Here is a 21,013-nt window from a genome sequence, read left to right as displayed (position 1 = left end):
GAGCGCGAACAGAGCACGCCAGCAGAACACGCAGTTCCGTTGGAGGCTAAGTCCCGCGCGCCGCACCGGTCAACGCGGTCCGTCTGATTTCATGCAATCGAAACGAGAGTCACCGGCAACGCCGCAATGATGACCGACTCGTTATGAAGACGATGTCAAGAACGCGCAAACACACGCCACGGATCTGACAGCGTGAACGATGAACGAGCCGAACAAACGGCCGGAGTACCACCGTGTCCGCGCAGTGCGCTCGCCTGCTTGGGGGAGTTGAGCCAAGTCGGCGTCGGCCGTGGCGCAGCTTCTGCCGAAACGCCGCATGACGTTCAGCCGCGCGGCATTTGATGTGCGGCCTGTCGACTTCGGGGGTCGGCGCGCTGGCGTGGCAGACCCGACGCCGGGGTGTCGCCTATCATGGCGACTCGTGCCGGTCGGCCCACGCCGCGGCACGCGACGAGGCCTTCCGGCGGGGCACCGCCGAGCGGCGATTGCGGGCGCATAGCTCAGTTGGCTAGAGCGCGGCTGTCACATAGCCGAGGTCACAGGTTCGAGTCCTGTTGCGCCCATTTTCGTGTTTTGTACGGGTTCGCACGGTATCGCCTCGTCCCGCACAACACCCTGTAAGCACGGGACTTCCGACGATTCCCGCCGATCGGTGCGATCCGGTGCGGGAACGTGCTGCGCCGGGTTTTGAGCGCCTCGTGCGCCGGATTCTGCGCCGGTCGGGCGGGTGAGCCCCGCCGCCGCGTCGAAGTGCGCGTCGCGGACTTGCAGGTAGTGCTTCGCCGCGATCGTCGGCGAGTGCCCGAGCCATGCCGCGACGACGTGCCCGGGGAAGCGCTCGACCCAATCACACGCACACGACGCCCGGAGATTGTGGTACAGCCGGGGCCACGGCGTCAGCCCGGCCAGCAGGATGATCTTCTCGAACGTCGTCCGCAGGTTCATCGACCCGTCGCGCAGGCGCGGGATCACCGCCCCGGTGCCCGGCTCGGCGGCGTCGAACAGGCGCTGGAGGATCGGGCGGAGTTCCGGCGCGATCGGCACCACGCGCACCGCGTGCCCCTCGTGCCCGGATGTCTTCGCGCTGCGCACGACGAGCCGCCCGTGTTCCCAATCGACGTCGCCCCAGCGGAGCGCGACAAGTTCGGAGGGGCAGCGCAGCCCGGCGTACCGGCTCAGCGCGATCACGCCCCGCCAGCGGTCATCGGAGCACGCCGCGAGCAGCGCGGGCATCCACGACGCCGGGATGTACCGGGCGCGGTCGGGGTTCGCCTGCGAGCCGGTCCGAAGATCGGCGAACGGGCTCGACGCGATGAGTCCCCAGCGGAGCGCGCGCCGGAAGATCGCCTTGGCGATGATGGTGCGCTTCGCGACCGTCGCCGCGGCGAGGCGCTTCTCGCGCGTGACGCCCTTCTCGTCGGTCACGGTGTAGGGCTCGGCGATCGCCCGACGCCAGCCGTCGGCGTCCGCGGTCGAGATGTCCCCGACCGGGCGCTCGTCCCCGAAGTGCGCCCGCAGGCTGTTCACCGCCTGCCGGTAGGCGTCGCGGGTGGATTGCTTCACCGTCACCGCCGCGTCGAACCGGCGGAGCAGCTCGCCCAGCGTCACGACGTTCGCGCCCTCGCGGGGCTCGGCCAGCCCGGCGCGCACGATGCGGTCGTGCAGCGTGTCGGGCAGGGCGGCGAGCCAAGCCGCGAGTTCCTCGTCGGGGCCAGAGTTCCCCGCGCGGCACGCGGCGAGCGACTCGATCTTCGACGCGATCGACCGGGCCGTCTTCACGGGCGTCTTCGCCGCCAGCCGGATCGCCGGGCGTCGATCGCCCAGCACCACCAGCACCCGCCACTCGCCGGACTTCGATCGAGAGAGACTCGCCATCCATCACCGTCCCTTCCGGGCTTTGGCCGCCTTCGCCTTGCGCCGCATGATGCGGAGTTTCGACCCGCCCCGCTTGGCTTCGGGCATGGAACCCTGTTCGCGCCCGATGTATCGCACCGCCGCGCGGGCGAGCAGCCCGGACCGGGTTTCGCCGCTCGCCTTCGCGTGGCGGTCGATCGCGTCCAGCACGCGCTGAGGCATGGTGATGCCCACGCGGGCGATCTTCACGCGCAGCGTGGATTCGTCCACCGAGACGATCGCCCACGTCCCCCCCGAGTAGTCAGGGTCGGCGTGGAGCTTCTCGATTGGCGTCGGCAGGGGGATCACGCCGCCTTCCTCGATCAGCCCTTCCAGGTGGAGTTCGATCGCCTCGCGGGCCATCGCAAGCGCTTCATCGACGGTCGCGCCGGCGGAGACGCACCCGGGCAGGTCGGGGACACTCACGCCGTAGTCGCTCGCGCGGTCTTTGTGGATCACGACGGGATAGTTCATGGCTTGTTCCTTCCGGCGGGGCCGGACCATCCGGCTTGCTTGGCAATGCTGCGAACCGTTCCGATGGGCAGGTCGCGTTTGGGGTGGGGGACCGTTACGAGCCCGGGCTTGGTCGGGTGGCGGTACTGGTGGTGGCTGCCCTTCGTGCGGGCCAGCTCCCACCCGTCTGCCAGCAGTCGTCGGATCACGTCCCGGCTGTTCATGCCTGAGTCTCGCATACGGTATGCATCGTGTCAAGCCCCCGTCCGCTCGATTCCCGGTCGCACGGCGCGGCCCGGTCCGCCAGCAGCTTCGCAACCGCGCCCCGCACCGCCGGCGAGCCGGCGGGGTGGGAACGCTCGTCGCGAAGGTTCGGGTACAGCGCCCGGGCCTCGGCGATGATCGCCTGTCGCTCGGCAGCCGATCGAAGTCCGCGAGCAACGCATCGCGCCGCGCCTTCGCCGCCGCCTTGGCGTCGGCCTCGCTCGGAGGCGGAACGTCGTACCCGTCGCGGATGCACGACGCCGCCCAGCCGCCGGGGTTGTCGTCATCTACCAGCCGATCAGCCGGGAGAATCCCGGCGCGGCCTTACGCGTGGTGCAGCGCGTGATTCACGGTATGAAACTGAAGAAGGCCGAGGAGCAGAAGCAACTGCTGATGCTCGGCGGGTTTGTCGGCCTGCTGTGGCTGCTGGGGCAGAACGGATGATCGCATGACCAACGCCCATCACCAAAGAGCTGCTCACAACCGGACCGCCCTCGCCGCAAAGCTCGATCCTGGCTTTGAGGAGGCGACCGAAGGCGAGGAAGTCGAGAAGAAGGAACGGCTGAAGAGCAAGTGGGCGCAGCTGGAGGCAGTTGTTGGGTCGGAGAAGCGGCTGAGGCTAGTCGCCGCGGACCTCGTGGCGCACTGGGAGCGCCGCCTTGAGGACGGCATGGAAGGCAAGGCCATGATCGTCTGCATGAGCCGCCGCATCTGTGTCGAGCTCTACAAGGAGATCGCGGCGCTGCGCCCGGCGTGGCACGACACGGCCGACGACAAGGGGATGCTGAAGGTCGTGATGACAGGCTCGGCGTCTGATCCCGTCGAGTGGCAGCAGCATATCCGGAACAAGTCCAAGCGCGAGGAACTCGCCAGGCGGTTCAAGGACCCGAAGGACGGGTTCAAAGTCGTGATCGTGCGCGACATGTGGCTTACGGGCTTCGATGCGCCGTGCCTGCACACGATGTATCTGGACAAGCCGATGCGAGGGCACGGGCTGATGCAGGCCATCGCCCGCGTGAACCGCGTCTTCCGCGACAAGCCGGGTGGCCTCGTGGTGGACTACCTCGGCCTCGCCCATGAGTTGAAGCAGGCGTTGGCGGTCTACACCGAGAGCGGCGGTAAGGGGAAGGCGGCAATCGACCAAGAAGAGGCCGTCGCGCTCATGCTCGCCAAGCATGAGGTGTGCTGCGAGATTTTCGAGGGCTTCGACTGGACTCCGTGGACGAAGGGACGGCCCGAAGAACGGTTGTCCTTGCTGCCTGCGGCGCAGGAGCATGTGCTCGCGGAAAAGGACGGCAAGACGAAGTTTCTGCAGGCGGTCAAGGAACTGTCGGCGGCGTTCGCGCTCGCCGTCCCGCACGAGGAAGCGATCCGCATCCGGGATGATGTGGGCTTTTTCCAGGCGGTGCGAGCGGCGCTCACGAAGTCCACCGAAGGACAGAAGCGATCCCCCGAAGAGATCGAGCACGCGATTCGACAGCTCGTGAGCCGGGCCGTTGCATCCGAGGAAGTCGTTGACATCTTCGCCGCAGCGGGGCTGAAGAAGCCCGACATCAGCATCCTGTCGGAAGAGTTTCTGGCCGAGGTGCGCGGCATGCCGCATCGCAACCTGGCCGTGGAGCTGCTCCGAAAGCTGCTCGCGGGTGAGATCAAGGCACGGGGCCGCAAGAACCTCGTGCAGTCGCGGTCGTTCTCGGAGATGCTGGAGAACGCGATCAAGAAGTACCAGAACCGCGCCATCGAAGCGTCCCAAGTCATCGAGGAACTGATCGCGCTGGCGAAGGACATGCGCGAGGCGGACAAGCGCAGCGAGCGGCTCGGGCTCACGCAGGATGAGGTCGCGTTCTATGACGCTCTCGAAGTGAACGACAGCGCCGTCAAGGTTCTGGGCGAACCGACGCTGCAACAGATCGCCCGCGAGTTGGTCGAGTCCGTCCGCGCGAATACGAGCATCGACTGGACGATCAAGGAGTCGGTCCGGGCCAAGCTCAGGGTCATCGTCAAGCGAGTCCTTCGCAAGCACGGCTATCCACCCGACAAGCAAGAGCGGGCAACCTTGACCGTACTTGGACAGGCGGAACTGCTCTGTGCGGAGGCAGGATGATCGCGAGCACAACGGTTCCGCCGGCGCTCCTCGGCGAGTGTGGCCCCGGCGGCACTCGGACAGTCAACATCCACCGCGGATCGCCCATCCGCACCCGATCCAGCATCGGAGCCTCGGTAACGCCCGCGGCGCTGCCCGGCCTTCGTGATCCGCGTCGGCGGCGCTGGTAGCATGCGCTCTCTGGGAGGCACCGGTGGCAGGCGGGGACGACCACACGGCGAGCACGGCGGGCGGAGCCGGCGGCGATTCGGGTGACTCGCCGGGCGGCGACGCGCGCGGGGTCGGGGGCGGCACTGGCGCAGGCGCGCAGGGCCCGACTGTTCACGACATCAGTTCCGCGGCCCTCTGGGGCGAGCCCACCGGCGCCAAGGCCGGGGACCGGATCGGGCCGTACCGGCTGCTGTCGCGCCTGGGCGAGGGCGGCTTCGGCGAAGTGTGGCTGGCGGAACAGACCGAGCCGATGCGTCGGCGTGTCGCGATCAAGGTCATCAAGCCCGGGTTGGAGACCAAAGCCATCATCGCGCGGTTCGAGGCCGAGCGCCAGGCGCTCGCGCTGATGGACCATCCGAACATCGCGAAGATCTTCGAGGGTGGGGTGACGGAGGCGGGGCGCCCGTACTTCGTGATGGAGTACGTCCCCGGCGTGCCGCTCACCACGCACTGCGACACGGCCCGGCTGAGCATCACCGACCGGCTGGAGCTCTTCGCCCGGGTCTGCGACGCGGTCGCGCACGCGCACACGAAGGGCGTCATTCACCGCGACCTCAAGCCCGACAACATCCTCGTGACCGTGCGGGAGTCGGGCGAGGCCGTGCCGAAGATCATCGACTTCGGCATCGCGAAGGCCACCGCGCAGCCGCTGACGCAGCACACGATCTTCACGCAGCACGGCGTGCTGATCGGCACGCCCGAGTACATGAGCCCCGAGCAGGCCGAGATGACCGTGCAGGACATCGACACACGGAGCGACGTCTACTCGCTGGGCGTCATCCTGTACGAACTGCTCACGGGCGCGGTGCCGTTCGACCCACGGGAACTGCGATCGAGGGGGCTGGCCGAGATCCGCCGCATCATCCGCGAGGATGAACCCCCCAAGCCGAGCACAAAGCTCAGCCGCCAGGCCGAGCAGGGCACGCGGGCGGCGGAGGCACGGCGGGCGCGGCTCGACGAACTCGCTCGCCAACTGCGGAGCGAGCTCGAGTGGATTCCCCTCAAGGCGCTGCGGAAGGAGCGCACCGAGCGGTACCGGTCGGTGACAGACCTGGCCGACGACGTGCGGAACTACCTCGCGGGCAGGCCGCTGGAGGCCGCCCCGCCCAGCCGGGGATACCTGGCGAAGAAGTTCCTGAGGCGCAACAAAGGGCCGGTTGTCGCCGCCGCTGTCGTAGCCGGGACGTTCGTCATCGGTTTCGTCGCGGTCATGTGGCAGTCGCGGATCGCGATGGCACGATTGCGAGAGAGCGATCGGATGATCGGCTTCCTGGAGCGACCGCTGGACATCATGACGCAGGGCACCCCCGGCCGGAACCTGGGCGATGCAAGCGGTCTGTTCGATCGGCTGTACGGAGCCGATTCCGCGTTTGATCCACCACTCACGAGGAAGGAACAGCGGGCGCTCGACCTCTCCTTGCTCGCGGAAGTGCAGTTCTCAAACTTAGAAGAGGCGCTCAAGGACGTACGAGACGCTCGAGACCTGGCGCGAGCCGCACAGGCGGATGCGGAGCGGCAGCGAGACGCCGCGGTGGCAGCTGCCGAGACGATCGCCAGGAACTCCTACGTAGCCAACGTCGAGATGGCCGCGGCGGCCCTGGAGATGCGGCTGTTCGACCGGGTGCGCCAGCGGCTCGACGCCTGCCCGCCCCATCGACGCGGGTGGGAGTGGCGCTGGCTCGACGCTAGCGCCGACAACAGTCTCGCCGCGCTGATGGGGCACACGGGCTCGGTGTACTCCGCCGCGTTCAGCCCCAACGGCACGCGGATCGTGACCGCGTCGGATGACTTCACCGCGCGGATGTGGGACGCGGCCACCGGCGCAAGCCTCACCGAACTCACGGGGCACACGGGCGGGGTGTCCTCCGCCGCCTTCAGCCCGGACGGCACGCGGATCGTGACCACGTCGGGTGACAACACCGCGCGGGTGTTGGACGCGGCCACCGGCGCAAGCCTCACCGAACTCACGGGGCACACGGGCGGGGTGTCCTCCGCCGCGTTCAGTCCGGACGGCACGCGGATTGTGACCGCGTCGCATGACAACACCGCGCGGGTGTGGGACGCGGCCACCGGGGCGAGCGTGGCGGAGCTCACGGGGCACACGGAGTTCGTGCGCTCCGCCGCGTTCAGCCCGGACGGCACACGGGTCGTGACCGCGTCGTGGGACCGCACCGCGCGGGTGTGGGACGCGGCCACCGGCGCAAGCCTCGGCGTACTCAAGGGGCACACGGGCTCGGTGTACTCCGCCGCGTTCAGCCCGGACGGCACGCGGATTGTGACCGCGTCGGGTGACCGCACCGCGCGGGTGTGGGATGCGGCCACGGGGGCCTCCCTCGCCGTACTCACGGGGCACACGGAATGGGTGCGCTCCGCCGCCTTCAGCCCGGACGGCACACGGATCGTGACCGCGTCGGATGACACCACCGCGCGGGTGTGGGATGCCGCGACGGGGGCGACTGTAGCGGAGCTCAGGGGGCACACGAGCGCGGTGAGGTCCGCCGCGTTTAGCTCCGACGGCACGCGGATCGTCACGGCTTCGGATGACGGTACTGCCAGGGCGTGGAGTGCCATTTCCGGCGTGTCGCTTGTTGAACTGAAAGGACATACCGAATTGGTAGTTTCAGCCTCGTTCAGTCCCGACAACTCGCGGATCGTAACGGCCTCATGGGACGGCTCTTCGCGGGTATGGGACGCGGTTACGGAGGCGAGCCTGGCCGAACTCAAGGGCCACACCGAGAGCGTGACGTCCGCCAAGTTCAGCTCGGACGGAACGCGGATTGTGACCGCGTCGCGGGACAGAACCGCGCGGGTATGGGATGCGGGTACAAGAGCGTTGCTGACCGAACTCAGGGGTCACACGAAAAGGGTGATATCCGCCGCCTTCAGCCCCGGCGGTAAGCGGGTCGTCACGGCTTCGGATGACGGTACCTCGCAGTTGTGGGACGCCGAGTCGGGCGAGTCAATCGCCGAGATGAGGGGGCACACTGCGCGGATCATTTCAGCGGCTTTTAGCCCCGACGGCACCCACATCTTAACGGCTTCACGCGATGGCAGTGCGCGGATATGGAACGTCGAGTCGGGAGCAAGCTTGCACGAGCTCACGGGGCACACAAGCGAGTTGAGTTCCGCCGCGTTTGGCCCCGACGGGACTCGGATCGTGACCGCGTCGGATGACACCACCGCGCGGGTGTGGGATGCCGCAACGGGGGTGACCGTCGCGACACTCACAGGGCACACAGCGGAAGTGAACTTAGCCGTGTTCAGCCCGGATGGCACGCGGATCGTCACGGCTTCGGATGACGCTACCGCCCGGGTGTGGGACGCCGCGACGGGGGCGAGCCTGGTCGAGCTCAGGGGGCACTCGGCCTGGGTCCGGTCCGCCGCGTTCAGCCCCGACGGCACGCGGATCGTGACCGCGTCGCATGACAGAGCCGCGAGGGTGTGGGACGCGGCCACCGGCGCGAGCCTCGCCGAACTCAAGGGGCACACGGGCGACGTGATTTCCGCCGCGTTCAGCCCGGACGGCACGCGAATCGTGACCGCGTCGGATGACCATACCGCGCGGGTGTGGGACGCTGCGACGGGGGCGAACCTGGCCGAGCTCAAGGGCCACACGAGCCGGGTGCTGTCGGTCGCGTTCAGCCCCGACGGCAGCCGGATCGTGACCGCGTCGGATGACAGCACCGCACGGGTGTGGGACAGTGTGCCGTATCGCATCCGGTACGCGGAGCGTGCGGCGAAGCAGCGCGGCGAGGACGGCGGGGCGATCGTGCGTGCCTGGCTGGCGGAGCAACGGGCCGGCGGCGCGGACGCGATGGGCGTGCCGCCTCAGTGAGCGCGTGCCGCTGAGAGACAGCGGCGTCCGAGCCGCGCTAGCGCACGCGGGCGAAGCCGAGTTCGTTCGAGGCGATCGCCGCGTGGATGGCGTCCTGGCGTTCGCGTGCCTCGTCGAGGTAGGCAACCCAGCGCACGACGACGCACGCGAGGGCGAGGGCGACGATCCAGGCGCCGATCTCGGCCCGGCGCTGACGGCGGAGCGCGTAGAGCACGCCCACGGCGATGGCCAGGGTGCCCAGGCGCAGGGCGACGACGCTGAGGCCCGACCCGGTCGAGGCGAGCAGCCAGTGCACGAGGGGGTTGTCCTCGTACATGCCGCCGGAGTACATGAAGCCGAGCGTGAGCCCGAGGTCGAGCACGCCGCACGCGACGGTCACGACCAACAGGAGCGACACGCGGTGCATGCGCCGGCGGAGGGCACGCGGCCCGAGGAATCGGCTTGCGCGCGTGGGCCGGAGGAGTGTGACGGCGGCGCCGGGGCGGGCCGGGGAGGTCACGCGCAAGCCGGCGGGCAGCAGGCGGCGCGCGGCGCCGGTCGAGATGCGGTGCGAGAGTGCGCGGGGCGAGAGTTTGACCGACATGGCCGACCTCCTGGGTGTCGGCCGAGACAGGCACACATCGGCGAAGTTGGCGCGGGACGCGGACCAAAATGATCGAGCGGCTAGAGCCGCTGATAGGCGGCTGACAGCAGGCCCTGCCATTCGGGCGGGCAGAGCGGCAACGAAGAGTCGAACAGCCGCAAGAGATCCTCGCGCGGGCGGTCGGAGATCATCGTGCCGTGATGGTGGAGCGCGGCGGCTACACAGAGCACATACGCGAGGCGGCCTCGCACCGCGTCGTCGGGCGTCGATGGCTTTGCGACCCATTCCATGGCCACGTCCCTGTACTGCTCCAGCTGGGGGCGCGAGAGCCCGTGCCGCTCGAGGAACGCTCGCGGATCGTCCGGGAACGGGGCACCGCGCGCGAGCTGAAGGAACCGCTCAGCCAGCGATGATCCGACGGTGCTTCCGTCCGGCTTGGGAAGCGCGGACCGTCGGTCGGCCTCACTCTGGGAGGTGAACACGGCCTTCCAGAGGCGTCGCAGTCGATTGGCGTATTCGAAGCCCCGATTTCCCGGGTGGTCCGGCCCTAACGCGTACCGCATCGCGGCCATGAGATTCGGACGTTCCGCGACCAGCATCGCGCGCGAGGCCGCCGCGTCGGTCATGAGGCCGGACTCGATTCGCTTGGCGAGTTGCTCGCAGTAGAGAAGGTGGGCTTCGCACACCCGTGACCAGGCGATGTCCTTGGTGATCTGCCGGACGACGGTCGCGTACGCAACACTCTCGGGCGGAAGGGGCGACTTGCCGGGCTTCAGGCGGATGGCGGCCAGGTACTCGCGCACCAGCGTGAGCAGCCGGAACCGAGTTTCTCCCGGGTTGCCGCTGTCGACGTTGGGCATGTCAACCACCAAGAGCGACTTGTCACCCAGCCGCGTCAGGACCTCGAGCGTGACCAGATCTTCCTGTTCGAGGACGGACTGCGCGGCCTCGAGCGTGAAGCTCGCCGCAAAGACTTCGAGGCGATGGAGCGCCAGACGGTCTTCGTCGCTGAGCAGCCGATAGCTCCAGTTGAGCGCGGCTTCCATCGTCGCGTGTCGTGACACGGAGTCCTGCTCCGCCTTGATCGCCTGCGCACCGCCGACGATGAGCATGAGCCTCTGCTCGATCTGTTCCGGTGTGAGCATTCGGACTCGCGCGGCCGCGATCTCGATTGCGAGTGGAATGCCGTCGAGTCGCTGGCAGATCCTGGCGACCGCGGCCAGGGCTGCGCCGCGCGGATCGAACTCGCGTCGGACAAGGCGTGCTCGCTCGATGAAAAGCTGGACGGACTCGGCCTGCAACGTCTCTGCATCAACGCCGCCGGTGACGTCTCCCGGCAGCGCCAGGGGCGGCAGGAAGAACACCTGCTCCGCGGGCAGGCCGAGCACTTCGCGGCTCGTTGCCATAATCCGCAGGCGCGGGCATGACTTCAGAAGCTCCGCCACGAGGCTCGTGAGGGCCGGGAGGAGATGCTCGCAGTTGTCAAGAATGAGCAGCGTCTCGTGCACGGCGAGCGCCGACTTGACCGCCTCCAGCACGGATTGATCGCCCCCTGGCGCAACCCCGATGGTTGCTCCGAGCACACCCGGCACGTGGGAGGGGCTCTCCGCGGATGTCAGGTCGACGAACCACGCCGCGCACGTCCGATCCTGCAGCAGCCCCGTGGCAATCCGGATTGCCAGCGAGGTCTTGCCGCAACCGGCTGCACCGACGATTGTGATGAGCCGCAGCGTCGCCAGCATCGGGATGAGGCGGTCGACGATCTCGGATCGCCCGATGAACTTCTGCATCGACACTGGCAGGTTGTTCGGGGGCGGCGGCGCAGGGCGCGAGCGGTGCTGCGATCGCTGCCCAGCGCACACCTCAAGTTGATAGCGAGCGGACGAGATGTCCACCAGTCGATCAATCAGGTTTTTCTCGAGGCAGTGGGAGAGCAGGTCGCGGATGCCAGCGGGAAGGGAGGCCGGAAGCAGGTCCCAATCGGGCTCGTCCTGAAGGGTCGCGGCGATGCGATCGGACTCGCTCGCACCAGCAAACGCCGGTCGGCCCGTGATGCTCTCGAACAGAACGCACCCGAAGGAAAAGACGTCGGAGCGTCGATCGACGGGACGTCCCCGCGCCTGCTCGGGACTCATATAGCCGGGGGTGCCGGCGACCCAGCCGTGCCCCGCAGAATCGCCGACACGCGTCGGGACATCCGTCCCCGCCTGAAGAGGCGGCGTTTCGAGCGCGAGTCCGAAATCAAGCACCTTGACGACACCGTCAGTTCGAATCTGTATGTTCTCAGGCTTGACATCCCGATGCACAATGCTCCGGTTGTGCGCCGCCTCCAAGGCCCGGGCAACTTGCGCAGTCCACGACATCGCCTCGGTCAGATCGATGCGGCCGCGCTCGAGCCGGTGTCGCAAGGTGCTGCCCTCAACGTACTCCATCACCAGGTAACTGTTGCCGTCATCCAGATCCAGGCGCTCGTAGATCACCGCGATATGCGGGTGGTTGAGCGTGCCCAGCCGCTCGGCCTCGATGGCCAGCCGCTTGAGCCACCGGTCATCCCGGGCGTATCGGGGCGCGAGCGTCTTCAGCGCGACGCGGCGCCTCAATCGCTCGTCTACGGCGAGATACACCACACCCATGCCGCCGCGACCGAGCTCGCGCTCGATGCGAAAGTGACCGACGAACTCCCCCTCGCGCGCCATCACGAGAACATCGTACCAGCGCCGGAGCAGCCGGCGCTCACTTCAACTCCGCCTCGAGTCGCAGGTCCGCCAGTCCTACGAGTTCATCCCACGGCGCCGGCAGCGAGGACGCCAGCTCGCCGAACAGATCGAGCATCTCCTCACGCGGCAGCTCGGACACATAGACACGATGGTGCGCGAGCGCCGCCGCCACGCTCAGGATGTACACGAGCCGGCCTCGAAGGATCTCGTCCGGCGTGCTTCCCCCCGCGATGAGCGCTTTGGCGGTGGACTTGAGATCTCGAATCTGGGCAAGGGTGACGGACTCGCCCCGCAGCAGCGACTCGATGGAAAACAGTCCCGGCGCGGAATGCGCCGCGCCGCGGAACCAGCGCGCCCCGTCCGACGCGCGGAGTCGATCCACCAAGGAGCGCATCGCCGAGTCTCGCCGGCTGAGAGCCAGGTGCAGCAGCGATGCACTCTTCACCCCATCGAGCATCGGTCGAACTGGGCCAGTGTGCGAGGGCGGGTAGGAACTCACCGCGTGCTCCTTCCTGTTGGGCGATCAGGACGTGCGGGACAACAACTGCTGAATCTCGGCGTCGATCTCGTCGGGTGCGGCGCCGTCGCGGGCGAGCGTGTCGCGCACCGCCTGCGCAAAGTGGGCGCCGACGCCGCGAATCATCACGCGGGTCTGGCCCGGCGACTTTCCCAACCGGGCCGCGATGCTCTCGCAGGACTCTCCTCGCACACGGAAGGCGACGAACGCGTCCCAGTGCGACGGCATGTCGAGCGTCTCGTACCGTCGGCGCGTGCGCTCCATCGCGGACCCGACGAGACTCTGCACGAACTTGATCTCCATGAGCGAACGCTCGGCCGCGGGCGGCTCCGTCGGCAGGGCGTCGAGCGGGCCCGTCCGCCACGCCTCGCGTCGCTGGGCGGTGCGGAGCGTTCGCAGGTGCAGCCATAGCGCGTTCATCAGCCAGCGTCGCAGACGCATCCCGCTGGCGCGCCACTCGGCGACGAACGTCGGACGGCCGAGGCACGCCGCGAACAGGCCGTTGATGGCATCATCCGCGTCCATGCCGCTGAACCGAGCCGAGCTTCCCAGGAAGTACGCCTTCAGTGGCTCGGCATAGACATCCATCAGAAACGCGTTGAGCGACGCGCGCCCAGCCTCGCCGCGCCCGAGCTCCTCGTCGATCCACGTGAACCGAGTGGTCGGGAAGTAATCCATGCCGCGTGCTGTGTCCGTCGATTCGGTGCCGGTTCGACGCAGCCGGAGCGGCCCCAACGCCGTGGTATGCGTCGTTCCAGCGTATGACACGGGCTGTACGGTGTGCATCTCCCGGCCTCCAGCGGTTCGAGCGTGCGAGACTCTAACGAATGCCCCCCGACCGGCGAGTCGCCGATCGGGGGACGCGAAACAAGGAACTACCAGATGCCCAGGGCGAAGTCATTGAACCAACGCCCGCGATTGCGGATCTCGATGCGGTAGATCCCGGTACGCATGGGGATGAAGTTCACGAGCATGCGATCATCGGCGCGGAAATCCCACGCCACCAGGCGCCCGGCGGGGTCGTACACGGCCATGTCCAGGTCGGTGCTGCCGTCGCCCTTGCCGGCGATGATGGTCAACTGGCCGGCCACGAGGAAGGTCGTGTAGGTGTTGGTCGCGAAGGCCTGCACGCGGCCCGTGACGGCGCTGCGCGGCGGGGGCACCTGCATCGCCGGGGCGGCGGACGCCGGCGCCGGGGCCGCGGCCAGCGCGCCGGGGCTCAGGGTCAGGGACGAGAGAGCGACGAGAGAAGCGGCGATCGTGCGAGAACCAAACATGACGGGCTCCTTCCTTGCAAGAACCTCACTGATGCGCCGGCGAACACCGCCGACGCGGGGAGACGGGCTCAAACACGTGCGGACGGATTCGAGTGGACAGACACGGCTCGCTCGGCCCGCAACAGCCGGGCGCGGAGATCTCGGACCAACTCACGCAGCGCGGCGCGGGTGTCGTCGAGGCGGGCGAGTTCATCGAGGGAACGCTGCTGTTCGGAGAGCCAGCGGCGGGTGCGTTCAGGGAGGGGGGTGACGGGGTCGGGGGTCGGGTTCGCGTTCTCCATGGCTCGGCTCCTGTGCTGGGTTCAACCCAGACAGGCCGGCCGCGTCGAGATTGGCGCGCCGAGATTCACTTTTTTCTTCGTCACCTGCCGACGAACGTGGTGCGTGCCGCGGTTCGCGGCCGGTGGGTGGACGTGCGAGGCCGCGGGGCTCGCCGCGTTCGCGGAGCTCCACGCGGACGAGCTCGTCGCGCATCCTTCGTCCCGACAGAAGCACCGCGTCTTGAGCCCGCTTCAGCGCAGACCGCTCCCGCTCGCCCGTCACTCGATAGGCGCGACAAGACAGCCCGGACCACTCCGCCGGCGGAACGAGGGACGATTGCGGGCGGGCGCGGGCTTAGGGGCACGGCGCGCCGACGACCTGGGTGAGCAGGTCGGTGTCATCCTGATCGAAGCACTCGCCGAATGAGTGTCCAGTTCGGAGCCGGAGTAGGCTGGACGATTCGTCTCGCTGCCGCATGCGTTGGTGAACACGACCGTCTAGGCGCCTTCACACGGGGGCGGGGTATCAATGACGATGAGCGAGGAGGTTGGCGACTGACAACACGCCCGGACAACGACACCCCCAGCATGCGAGCATGCAATAATCCGGAACAATGAGAACAAGGCAAACCCGGTCACATTGCCGCGGGTAGGGGCCTGTCCGACCGCTCCAATCGCCAGCGGCACCAGGGCCGCCCGTGCGGGGCTCGTGCGTCGGCCCGGCGTCAATCGGGTCCGGGCGCGGGCTTGCGTCAGCGGGCCGCCACGCCCGCCCGTGTGCGTCGTGCGGGTTCATCGCCACCCCCGGGCACCGCCGCCCGCACCAGCGCCAGCACGCCCGCCCGGATCGCGGGGGGCAGGTCGGGCCAGGCCGCGACGACGGCGTGCAGGTCGGGGTCGGTGGGTGCGTCGGGCTCGGGGTCGGGGTGCGGGCTCGCGGGGGCATCCGAGCACGTGCCCGGCGGGGTCGGAAGGGCCGGATCGTCATTCCGTGCGCCGGAATCTGCGCCGGTCGAAGTCGATACCCCCGGTTTTCTCGGCGGTTTTGGGGGGAGTTCGAGTCCTGTTGCGCCCATTTTCCCGGTAGTCCGCGATGTGTGCGGGCGGGTGTTCGGCGTTGCGTCCGCCGACGCGAGTTCGGCGCGCGCCACGGTGCGTGCGGCCGGGACGTTTGACCACGCGTTCGGGAAGTTCCGGTCGATCGCTTTTGCTTTGGGAACGCGTATCGAGGCGACTGACCGTCGCGCGGACGGCGTGCGCGCGACTTTGCCGGCGCGCATTACCACCATCGTGCGGCGTGCGTCGTCGCCCGGTGCGCGGGGTACACGTCCATCAGATCAGTCGGCGACGCCGACCTGCCAGCGGTAGAACGCGACGATGGTCGCCTTGGGCCCCAGAAGGTCCTTGATCTTCTTGGATTCGTCGCGCACGAACGGCTGCTCGAGCAGGGCGCGCTCTTCGAAGAACTTGCGCATGGCGCCCTCGACCATCTTCTCGGCGATCTGCTGCGGCTTGCCGGATTCCATCGCCTGCTCGACGCGGAAGCGGCGTTCCTTCTCGGCCAGGTCCGCGGGGATGTCGTTGATGGTGACGCCCATCGGCCGGGGCGTGGCCGCCGTGATGTGCATGCACACATCCTTGAGCACGTCCTCGTTCACGCTGCCCTCGGCCTGCACGAGCACGCCGGTCTTCCCGTCGTGGTGCACGTACGTCCCGAAGCCGCCCGAGGAGGGGTCCTGCAGCAGCTTGTGCCCGCGCGCGAAGGAGATGTTCTCGCCCGTGGAGATGCGGAGCTGGTCGATGAGCGCGGTGATCTCGGCGGTCGCGGGCACGTCGCCCGCGTGGGCCGCGAGGGCGAGATCGGCGCACTTCTGCGTCGCCTGGATGAACATCTCGTTCTTGGCGGTGAAGTCGGTCTCGGCACGCAGTTCGACCATGGTGGCGGCCTCGCGCGACCGGGCGATCGCGATGCGCCCTTCGCCCGCTGCGCGGTCCGTCTTCGTGTCCATCTTGCCCTTGAGCTGCTTGCGCAGGATGTCCTGGGCCTTCTCCAGGTCGCCCCCTGCCTCGGCGAGGGCGGCCTTGCACGCCATCATCGAGAGCCCGGTCATGTTGCGGAGGGCCATCACATCTTTTGCGCTGATCTCGGCCATGGAAAACCTCGTGTAAAACGGCGCTCGGGGGCGCGGGGAACGGTCGTCGATTCGGTGAGCGGATGCTCGCTATGGGGGACTGGGAAGACGCGGCGGTTCGATCGGGCCGGCGTGCCGGCTCGATCACGTCGTGGGCGCACCGGCCTGCGTGGGCGCCGCCGCGGGAGCCGGCGATTCGTGCCCGTCGGGCGCGGTCACGGCGTCTTCCGCGCGGAACTGCGCGCGACGGCTGCGCCGGGGCTGCTGCGTGCCCTGGTCGGGAGCGGCGTTGGCGCCCGCTTCCTGGGCCGCGGTCGCCGCGTTGCGCTGCTCGCGCCCCTCGGCGATCGCGAGGCACAGCTCGCGGATCACGACGTCGATCGAGCGCATCGAGTCGTCGTTGCCGGGGATGGCGATGTCGGCGAGGTCGGGGTCGCCGTCGGTGTCGATGAGCGCGATCGTCGGGATGCCGAGCTTGCGGGCTTCCTTGAGCGCGGTGAGTTCGTGGCGCACGTCGACCACGACCATGGCGCCCGGGAGCTTCTCCATGCGCCGGATGCCGTCGAGGTTGCGCTTGATCTTCTTCTGCTCGCGCTTGAGCTGGCTCTCCATCTTCTTGGAGTAGGACGCGAAGTTGTCGTTGGCCTCGATGGCGTCGAGCTCTTCGAGGCGCTTGAGGCGCAGGCGGATCGTGCGGAAGTTCGTCAGCGTGCCGCCCAGCCAGCGCTCCGTCACGTAGTGCATCTTGACGTCGGGCACGCGGGTTTCCAGGACGCTCTTGGACTGGCGCTTCGTGCCGACGAAGCACACGTCCTTGCCCTCGCTCACGATCTTCGTGAGGAACTTCTTCGCGAGCAGGAGACCCTTGATGGTCTCCTTGATGTCGATGATGTGAATCCCGTTGCGCTTGCCGTAGATGAACGGCTGCATCTTCGGGTTCCACCCGCTGGAGCGTTGCCCGAAGTGAATCCCGGATTCGACGAGGTCTTGAACGAGCGTGTTTGCCATGATGACACCTGCTGGCAGCGACACCCGCGTGCTCGGGTCGGCGGGCCGTCAAGGCACGGGTGCCTTGCGCGGCCTGAACACGCGTGAGGGCGCTTCGGTTTGGTCGAGAAACTCGACCCGAACGAAAGTACAACGTCACGCCCGGAGATCACCCTATCTCCGGGCCCGACCCGCCGACAAACCCTTCGGCGAGTCCTCCATCGTAGGAACCCGGCATGGGGGGCGGCAAATGAAATGACGGTTCCGGTCAAACGGGGGGCCGGCGCCGGTCGCGCGGACTTTTCCGCTTCTTCGCGTCAACCGGCGCGGCGGTTGTGTCGAGTTCAGCACGACCGAGGCGTGCCCCCGGAAGCGGGCCCGCGGTTTCTTTGGGGTGTTCGATGCAACCGCCTGTCATCGTGCGCAACTCGATCCGCTACGACGTCTGTCTGCGCGGCATGGTGTCGGTGATCGACGAGCAGGTTGGCGGCGTGCGTCTGACGACGGCGTCGGGCGTGCGCAACGGCTGGCTGGACGTCGACGTGGTGGATCTCGCGACCGGAGGTCTGGGGTTCATTTCCTCGATCTTCTTTCCGAGGCGGGTGCTGCTGCGCGTGCGGGTGCTGGGGCAGGGGGACACGCCCCCGACGCTGCTCGAGTGCACGGCGCGGGTGCAGCGGGTGTGCATGACGGATCGTCGCCCGGCGTACCTCATGGGCTGCGCGTTCGAGGCGCAGACGCCGCAGGCCGACGCACAGCTCGCTGCGCTCATCGGGCTGCTGGCGGGGATGGACGGGCACTGACATGAGACGTCGTTCGACGGGCTGCAGAGGAGCGGGCGGGGCATGATGGACTCTCGCCATTTCGTGGTTCGCACGCTGCTCGCCGACGGCGTCGTCACCGAGCAGGACGTCCGGCGCGCGACGGAGCACGCTGTTTCGGGCGGCGGAGACCTGCTGGACTCGCTGGCCTCGCTGGGCATCGTGACGTCCCGCCGGCTGGCGATCGCGAAGGCCAAGATCTGCGAGTACCCGTTCGTCGACCTTTCGCACTACGAGGTGGACTTCCGCAACACGCGACTGCTCCCGCGCGCGGTGGCGGAGCGCCTGTGCGTCTTCCCGATCTTCAGCTTCGGCGACACCACGACCGTCGCGATGCTCGACCCGCTGAACCTGCAGGCGGTCGACCAGCTGCGCCAGGTCGTCAAGACCGACGTCGACCCGGTCGTGGCGGACGCCGAGCAACTGCGCGCGCTGATCACCCGCGCGTACTCGATGTCGCGCGAGGGGGACGCGGGCGCCGACAAGGCAAACGAGGAACTCACGCTCACGACCGGGGACGAGCCGATCGTGGCGGCGGTGAACCAGATCCTGGCGGGCGCGATCGAGGCGGGCGCCTCGGACATCCACATCAACCCGGACGAGCACGACCTCGTGCTGCGTCACCGGGTGGACGGGGCGCTGCGCCCGCAGCAGGGCCCGCCCCGTTCCAGCCACGCCGGCATCGTGCAGCGGCTCAAGGTGATGGCGCGCCTCGACCTGGCGCAGACGCGCAAGCCCCAGGACGGGAAGTTCCGCTACGTGCACCGCAACGTCGCGGTCGACGTGCGCCTGTCGCTGCTCCCGACGGTGCACGGCGAGAACGTGGTGATGCGCCTGCTGCGGTCGGCCTCCACGATCGGCAGCGTCGCGGACCTGGGCATGCCCCCGGACATCAGCGCGTGGTACCAGGCGGCGATCGCCCGCCCGCACGGGATGATCCTCGTGACCGGCCCGACGGGCTCGGGCAAGACCACGACGCTCTACACCGCCATCGCGCAGCTGAACGCGCCCGATGTCAACATCGTCACGATCGAGGACCCCGTCGAGATCCGCCTCCCGCTGGTGCGCCAGGTGCAGGTGAACACCGAGATCGGTCTCACCTTCGCGAGCGCGCTCCGCAGCGTGCTGCGCCAGGACCCGGACGTGGTGCTGGTGGGCGAGATCCGCGACGAGGAGACCGCGCGCATCGCCGTGCAGTCCGCCCTCACCGGGCACCTGGTCTTCTCCACGCTCCACACGAACGACGCGGTGGGCGCGCTGGCCCGGCTCGCCGACTTCGGCGTCCCCACGTTCGCGGTGTCCAACGCCCTGCTGTGCGTGATCGCGCAGCGCCTGCTCCGGCGCCTGTGCCCCGCGTGCGCCCAGGCCGAGAACGACGGCACGCTCCTGGGCGCGGTCGAGGCCCCCGGGGCGACGTTCCGCCGGCCGGTCGGGTGTCCGGAGTGCCGCAACAACGGGTTCAAGGGGCGCGTCGGCGCGTTCGAGATGCTGCGCGTGACCGCGGCGCTGCACGAAGCGCTCGATCGGCACGCGCCGCGCCACGAGATCGAACTCGCGGCGCGGGCCGACGGCATGCGCTCGATGTGGGACGACGCGCTGGCAAAGGCCGCCCGGGGCGAGGTCTGGCTGGGCGATGCGCTGGAGTTCCGCGCCGAGGGCAACCCGAGCGGGCGTCACGCGCGGAGGGCGGCGTGAGCCTGCGGAACTACGACTACACAGCCACCGACGGGGCGGGCGTCTCGCGCCGCGGGTGCCTGCTCGCGACGGACGAGCCCGACGCCTACCGCCGGATCGTGGGCGGGGGTCTCACGCCCCTCGAGATCCGCGAGCGGCGCGAGCGCGCGCCGCTGTTCTCGGCGCCGCGGGTGAAGCTGACGGACGTGGTGGGCCTGACGCGCGAACTCGCCGTGCTGACCGAGGCACGGATCCCGCTGGACCGCGGGCTGGCGTCCATCGCGGAGGACGCGGGGCGCGGCCCGCTGACGGACATCGTCCGCGCCATGGCGGCGGCGATCGAATCCGGGCAGCCGCTGACCGACGCGCTCGAGAAGCACCGGGCGATCTTCGGGGACGTGTACGTCGAAACGATCCGAGCGGGTGAGAAATCGGGGAACCTCGCCGCGGTGATGACGCACCTGGCGGACCTGCTCGAGCGCCAGCTCGAGGTGCGTCAGCAGGTGCGCCGGGCGCTGGCGTACCCGCTCATCGTGATCGGCGTGGTCGCCATCGCCGTCGGGGTGATCGTCGTGCTGGTGGTCCCGAAGTTCGCCGAGACGTTCGCGGCGCAGCAGGCGCAGCTCCCGCTGGCGACCCGGGTGCTGCAGGCCGTGGGGCAGGGGGCGCAGGCCTCATGGGCGGAGCTCGTGGCGGCGGCGGCGTTCGCGGTCGTCGGCGTCACGGTCGCGTGGATGCGTCCATGGGGTCGCGCGGCGTTCGAGCGTGTGTTCCTCCGGGTGCCCTATCTCCGCGACGTGATCATCGCGATCACCGCGGGGCGCTTCGCGCGCGTCCTCGCGATCAGTCTCACGTCGGGGCTCGATCTTGTCGAGAGCGTCCGCATCGGCGGGCGTGCCACCGGCCGCCCGCTCTTCGCGCAGGAGTGCCAGGCGATCGCAGAGCGCCTGCGCACGGGCGAGCCGTTCGTCGAGGCGATCCGCGGGAGCGCGTACCTCCCGAGCTTCGCGGTGCGCATGCTCGGCGCGGGCAAGGACTCGCGCGAACTGGCCCGATCCTGCGAGGTCGTGGCCCGGTACTACGACCGGGACGCCTCGCACCTCACCAAGAACGTGAGCACGATCATCGAGCCGCTGATCACCGTCGCGCTGGCGGCCATCGTGCTGCTGGTGGCGCTCGCGGTCTTCCTGCCGATGTGGAAGGTGGCCTCGATCTCGCAATGAACACGGGCGGGGTGCGCGCCACACGCCGCAGAGCCGGCCCACGCGGCGCACGCCGCACACCCG

Annotated in this window: 16 protein-coding genes, 1 tRNA gene and 1 pseudogene; 7 read left to right on the top strand and 11 right to left on the bottom strand. The window is 68.8% G+C overall.

All coding sequences use genetic code 11. From position 1 onward, the window contains the following. The first annotated feature begins 489 nt into the window (after positions 1 to 489). Positions 490 to 563, top strand: a tRNA-Val gene (locus SFY69_13420). A 350-nt stretch (positions 564 to 913) separates the two neighbouring features. Next, entirely contained in the window at positions 914 to 1,432 is a 519-nt protein-coding gene (locus tag SFY69_13415; GenBank protein MDX2133041.1) for a hypothetical protein, read from the top strand. Between the two features lie 446 nt (positions 1,433 to 1,878). On the opposite strand, the gene SFY69_13410 is transcribed toward SFY69_13415, so the two are convergent. After that, entirely contained in the window at positions 1,879 to 2,367 is a 489-nt protein-coding gene (locus tag SFY69_13410) for a type II toxin-antitoxin system HicB family antitoxin (GenBank protein ID MDX2133040.1), read from the bottom strand. Next, complete coding sequence (locus SFY69_13405) at positions 2,364 to 2,570, bottom strand: type II toxin-antitoxin system HicA family toxin (protein ID MDX2133039.1); 207 nt, start codon at positions 2,568 to 2,570, stop codon at positions 2,364 to 2,366. The genes SFY69_13410 and SFY69_13405 overlap by 4 nt, the downstream gene beginning before the upstream one ends. 542 nt (positions 2,571 to 3,112) lie before the next feature. Between SFY69_13405 and SFY69_13400 the strand changes: the two are divergent. Continuing rightward, positions 3,113 to 4,714: pseudogene (locus tag SFY69_13400) on the top strand (DUF3387 domain-containing protein). 193 nt (positions 4,715 to 4,907) lie between these two features. Continuing rightward, positions 4,908 to 8,759: a protein kinase gene (locus tag SFY69_13395; protein ID MDX2133038.1), complete on the top strand. Its 3,852-nt coding sequence runs from the start codon at positions 4,908 to 4,910 to the stop codon at positions 8,757 to 8,759. Between the two features lie 37 nt (positions 8,760 to 8,796). On the opposite strand, the gene SFY69_13390 is transcribed toward SFY69_13395, so the two are convergent. The 9 genes from SFY69_13390 to rpsB all read right to left on the bottom strand — a co-directional run bounded on the left by SFY69_13390 (position 8,797) and on the right by rpsB (position 17,253). Continuing rightward, positions 8,797 to 9,342 (bottom strand): DUF5658 family protein, encoded by a 546-nt coding sequence (locus tag SFY69_13390; GenBank protein MDX2133037.1) that lies wholly within the window; start codon positions 9,340 to 9,342, stop codon positions 8,797 to 8,799. 80 nt (positions 9,343 to 9,422) lie between these two features. Continuing rightward, positions 9,423 to 12,038, bottom strand: a complete 2,616-nt coding sequence (locus SFY69_13385) for a protein kinase (GenBank protein ID MDX2133036.1) — start codon at positions 12,036 to 12,038, stop codon at positions 9,423 to 9,425. Between the two features lie 37 nt (positions 12,039 to 12,075). Beyond that, entirely contained in the window at positions 12,076 to 12,504 is a 429-nt protein-coding gene (locus SFY69_13380) for a hypothetical protein (GenBank protein MDX2133035.1), read from the bottom strand. A 78-nt stretch (positions 12,505 to 12,582) separates the two neighbouring features. Then, on the bottom strand, positions 12,583 to 13,254 hold the full coding sequence (locus SFY69_13375) for a hypothetical protein (GenBank protein MDX2133034.1): 672 nt from the start codon (positions 13,252 to 13,254) through the stop codon (positions 12,583 to 12,585). Between the two features lie 197 nt (positions 13,255 to 13,451). Further along, positions 13,452 to 13,853, bottom strand: a complete 402-nt coding sequence (locus SFY69_13370) for a hypothetical protein (GenBank protein MDX2133033.1) — start codon at positions 13,851 to 13,853, stop codon at positions 13,452 to 13,454. Positions 13,854 to 13,921: 68 nt separating this feature from the next. Beyond that, positions 13,922 to 14,134, bottom strand: coding sequence for a hypothetical protein (locus tag SFY69_13365; GenBank protein MDX2133032.1), 213 nt, complete (start codon positions 14,132 to 14,134; stop codon positions 13,922 to 13,924). A gap of 731 nt (positions 14,135 to 14,865) precedes the next feature. After that, on the bottom strand, positions 14,866 to 15,189 hold the full coding sequence (locus SFY69_13360) for a hypothetical protein (GenBank protein MDX2133031.1): 324 nt from the start codon (positions 15,187 to 15,189) through the stop codon (positions 14,866 to 14,868). 261 nt (positions 15,190 to 15,450) lie between these two features. After that, complete coding sequence (tsf, locus tag SFY69_13355) at positions 15,451 to 16,266, bottom strand: translation elongation factor Ts (GenBank protein ID MDX2133030.1); 816 nt, start codon at positions 16,264 to 16,266, stop codon at positions 15,451 to 15,453. A 123-nt stretch (positions 16,267 to 16,389) separates the two neighbouring features. Beyond that, entirely contained in the window at positions 16,390 to 17,253 is an 864-nt protein-coding gene (gene rpsB, locus SFY69_13350) for a 30S ribosomal protein S2 (GenBank protein MDX2133029.1), read from the bottom strand. A 380-nt stretch (positions 17,254 to 17,633) separates the two neighbouring features. Here rpsB and SFY69_13345 point away from each other — a divergent pair, with 380 nt between their 5' ends. From SFY69_13345 to SFY69_13335, 3 genes are read left to right on the top strand one after another with little or no spacing between them, the layout of a single operon-like run. Beyond that, positions 17,634 to 18,035: a PilZ domain-containing protein gene (locus SFY69_13345; GenBank protein ID MDX2133028.1), complete on the top strand. Its 402-nt coding sequence runs from the start codon at positions 17,634 to 17,636 to the stop codon at positions 18,033 to 18,035. 42 nt (positions 18,036 to 18,077) lie between these two features. Then, positions 18,078 to 19,748: a GspE/PulE family protein gene (locus SFY69_13340; protein ID MDX2133027.1), complete on the top strand. Its 1,671-nt coding sequence runs from the start codon at positions 18,078 to 18,080 to the stop codon at positions 19,746 to 19,748. Next, a complete protein-coding gene (locus SFY69_13335) occupies positions 19,745 to 20,950 on the top strand; it encodes a type II secretion system F family protein (protein MDX2133026.1) in 1,206 nt (401 codons plus the stop codon). Before SFY69_13340 ends, SFY69_13335 begins: the two co-directional genes overlap by 4 nt. Positions 20,951 to 21,013: the final 63 nt, after the last annotated feature.

The sequence above is a fragment of the Planctomycetota bacterium genome, assembly GCA_033763975.1.
Taxonomy (GTDB): Bacteria; Planctomycetota; Phycisphaerae; order Phycisphaerales; family UBA1924; genus RI-211.
Note: the sequence above shows the minus strand (reverse complement) of the source record. Positions and strands in the feature narration are given on the sequence as shown.

Coding starts and splice junctions, on each gene's coding strand:
- SFY69_13415 (MDX2133041.1), top strand. CDS start 914: ATGATCTTCTCGAACGTCGTCCGCAGGTTCATCGACCCGTCGCGCAGG.
- SFY69_13410 (MDX2133040.1), bottom strand. CDS start 2,367: ATGAACTATCCCGTCGTGATCCACAAAGACCGCGCGAGCGACTACGGC.
- SFY69_13405 (MDX2133039.1), bottom strand. CDS start 2,570: ATGAACAGCCGGGACGTGATCCGACGACTGCTGGCAGACGGGTGGGAG.
- SFY69_13390 (MDX2133037.1), bottom strand. CDS start 9,342: ATGTCGGTCAAACTCTCGCCCCGCGCACTCTCGCACCGCATCTCGACC.
- SFY69_13385 (MDX2133036.1), bottom strand. CDS start 12,038: ATGGCGCGCGAGGGGGAGTTCGTCGGTCACTTTCGCATCGAGCGCGAG.
- SFY69_13375 (MDX2133034.1), bottom strand. CDS start 13,254: ATGGATTACTTCCCGACCACTCGGTTCACGTGGATCGACGAGGAGCTC.
- SFY69_13370 (MDX2133033.1), bottom strand. CDS start 13,853: ATGTTTGGTTCTCGCACGATCGCCGCTTCTCTCGTCGCTCTCTCGTCC.
- SFY69_13365 (MDX2133032.1), bottom strand. CDS start 14,134: ATGGAGAACGCGAACCCGACCCCCGACCCCGTCACCCCCCTCCCTGAA.
- SFY69_13360 (MDX2133031.1), bottom strand. CDS start 15,189: ATGGGCGCAACAGGACTCGAACTCCCCCCAAAACCGCCGAGAAAACCG.
- tsf (MDX2133030.1), bottom strand. CDS start 16,266: ATGGCCGAGATCAGCGCAAAAGATGTGATGGCCCTCCGCAACATGACC.
- rpsB (MDX2133029.1), bottom strand. CDS start 17,253: ATGGCAAACACGCTCGTTCAAGACCTCGTCGAATCCGGGATTCACTTC.
- SFY69_13345 (MDX2133028.1), top strand. CDS start 17,634: ATGCAACCGCCTGTCATCGTGCGCAACTCGATCCGCTACGACGTCTGT.
- SFY69_13340 (MDX2133027.1), top strand. CDS start 18,078: ATGATGGACTCTCGCCATTTCGTGGTTCGCACGCTGCTCGCCGACGGC.